The 2598-nt window shown below is 61.5% G+C and carries 2 protein-coding genes; both read right to left on the bottom strand.

Annotation, left to right across the window (positions count from 1 at the left end):
• Positions 1 to 104 precede the first annotated feature (104 nt).
• Entirely contained in the window at positions 105 to 860 is a 756-nt protein-coding gene (istB, locus tag K9857_RS30180) for an IS21-like element ISPsy14 family helper ATPase IstB (protein ID WP_224542213.1), read from the bottom strand.
• A gap of 21 nt (positions 861 to 881) precedes the next feature.
• Positions 882 to 2396, bottom strand: a complete 1515-nt coding sequence (istA, locus tag K9857_RS30175) for an IS21 family transposase (RefSeq protein WP_224542210.1) — start codon at positions 2394 to 2396, stop codon at positions 882 to 884.
• Positions 2397 to 2598: the final 202 nt, after the last annotated feature.

Genomic DNA, 2598 nt, shown 5'->3' with positions numbered 1-2598 from the left:
TGCGGATTCCACGCCATCCGGACACTCAGCCCACCAACATCCGGACACTCGTTCCACGCGCATTCGGACAGGCAGTCGGAGCGCAGCGACGCAGGCTTGCATTGTTAGTCTGAAGTCCCTGCTGCGGTCAATTTCGTTGCGCGTCTGCGCATCGATTCGCCCTTCAGTTCGATTCGATAAGCGTTGTGCACCAGCCGGTCGAGGATCGCATCGCCCAGGGTCGGATCGCCGATCAGCGCGTGCCATTTGTCCACTGGCATCTGGCTGGTCACCAGCGTCGAGCGGTTGCCGTAGCGGTCGTCCAGCAGTTCGAGCATGTCGCGCCGTTGTGCTGCGGTAAACGGCGCCAAGCCCCAGTCGTCTAGGATCAGCAAGTCGGTCTTGGCATAACCGGCCATCAGTTTCGCGAAGCGCCCATCGCCGTGGGCCAGGCCCAGCTCTTCCATCAAGCGCGGCAGGCGCAGATAGCGCACGCTGTAACCGTCGCGGCAAGCTTTGTGAGCCAGCGCGCAGGCCAACCAGGTTTTGCCCACGCCGGTCGGGCCGCCGATGATCAAGTTCAGCCCGTCGCGCAGCCATTGCCCGCTGCCCAGTTGCAGGATCAGAGACTTGTCCAGGCCGCGCGGGCTGCGGTAGTCGATGTCCTCCAGGCAAGCGTTGTGGCGCAGTCGCGCGGCTTTGAGGCGGGTGGTCAGGCGAGCATCTTCACGCTCGGTCAGTTCGCGGTCGACCATCAGGCCTAAGCGTTCGTCGAAGCTGAGATCGTTGATGTCGGGCGTCGCGTGTTGCTCGTTCAGCGCCTTGACCATGCCGTGCAGGCGCAGGGTTTGCAGCTTGTCGAGTGTCGGATTGGGCAGCATGTTTGTGCTCCTTTTTTTCAGTCAGTGGTAGTAGTCAGGGCCGCGCAGATTGATATGTTCTTCGGGCAGTAACGGCAGGTTTTGCTGGGTCAGCGGCAGCCGTTCCAGTCCTTGGCGCAGGATCGATTCGAGGCTTTTGTAGCTGCATGCGCCCAATGCCAGCGCACGCTGGCAAGCGGCTTCCAGCCGCTCTTCGCCGTGCTGTTTGCTCAGGCGCAAGATGCCCAGACAGGCACGGAAGCCGTGCTGCGGATGGATTCGGCGTTCGAGGATGTAGGCGATGACGCCGGCTGTATTCGGGCCGGTCTGTTCTGCCCAGCGGATCAGTCGCTGCGGCGTCCACTCGGCATGTTCGCGGTGGCTCTTGGGCATGTGCTCGGTTTGGGTGGTGTGGCGACCTTTGTGTGGCGAGCGCAGGTGGCTGGCCACGCGCTGGTTGGCGTGGAAGCATTCGACGATTTGTGCGGTCAGCCGCACTTCGAGTTGGTGCTTCACCAATTGGTACGGCACCGAGTAGAAGTGGCCGTCGACCTCGACGTGGTAATCGATGTGGACACGTACCTTTTTCCACTCGGCGTAGACGTATGGATGTTCCGGCAGCGCTTGCAGTGCCGGTTGGTCGAGGGTCTCGAAGGCTGACCGGCGTGAGCCGGGCAGCTTTTTGAAGGGCTTATGATTGAGGCGATCCAGCAGCAGACCGATGGCCGTATTGAGTTCGCTCAGCGAGAAGAACTGGCGGTTGCGCAGCACCGCCAGGATCCAGCGCTCGACGACCTGTACACCGACTTCGACCTTGGCTTTGTCCTTGGGTTTTCGTGAGCGAGCGGGCAATACGGCGACGCCGTAGTGCTCGGCCAGATCGCGGTAACTGGGGTTGATATCGGGCTCGTAACGGTGCGCCTTGGTCACGCCACTGCGCAGATTGTCGGGCACCAGGATCTGTGCGGTGCCGCCGAAAAAAGCAAAACAGCGGGCGTGCGAGCCAAGCCAGTCGGGCAGTTTCTGCGACCAGGTCGCCTCGGCGAAGGTGTAGCTGGAGGCGCCGAGGACGGCGACGAAAATCTGGGCCTGGCGGATCTCTCCGGTTCGCCGGTCGATGATCGGCACGGTCTGACCCGCGTAATCGACGAACAGCTTTTCGCCGGCGCGATGTTCCTGGCGCATGACCACGTCGACCTTGGCGGCCCAGAGGCGGTAGTGCTCGCAGAACCAGCTGTATTGGAAGCCTTGCGGATGAGCGAGTCGGTACTCTTGCCAGAGCAGGGCCAAGGTGACGCCGGGTCGGCGTAACTCGGCATGCACCCATGCCCAATCAGGCATTGGGCGTTGACCGGTCGGCACCGGCACTGCCGGTGGATACAGCCGTCGATTCAACTCAGTGTCAGAAATATCGATGGGCCACTGAAGCCCGCTGGCTGCGAACCGGCAAAGGTAGTCGCCCGCACTCGAGTGGCCGATGGATAAGCTGGCGGCGATCTTGCGCACGGACAGGCCGGCGTCGAACTTTAGGCGTAGTACCTCTCGGATTTTACGCATGGATAAACGCTCCACGACGACCTCTTCGCTTCGATAAAAGAGGTCGATGGTAGTGAATAGTCCTGCGTTGCTGCCTGCCTGAAAGTGTCCGGATGGCCGTGGAATCGGTGTCCGGATGCTCGTGGAATGAGTGTCCGGATCAGCGTGGAATCAGTGTCCGGATGTTGGTGGAATGGGTGTCCGGATGGTCATGGAATCCGCA

Origin of the sequence: Pseudomonas sp. REP124 (assembly GCF_020164475.1) — a bacterium.
In the GTDB taxonomy this organism is placed as follows: Bacteria; Pseudomonadota; Gammaproteobacteria; order Pseudomonadales; family Pseudomonadaceae; genus Aquipseudomonas.
Note: the sequence above shows the minus strand (reverse complement) of the source record. Positions and strands in the feature narration are given on the sequence as shown.

Excerpts from the sequence above, each read along its gene's own strand:
- istB (WP_224542213.1), bottom strand. The coding sequence starts at position 860 with ATGCTGCCCAATCCGACACTCGACAAGCTGCAAACCCTGCGCCTGCAC.
- istA (WP_224542210.1), bottom strand. The coding sequence starts at position 2,396 with ATGCGTAAAATCCGAGAGGTACTACGCCTAAAGTTCGACGCCGGCCTG.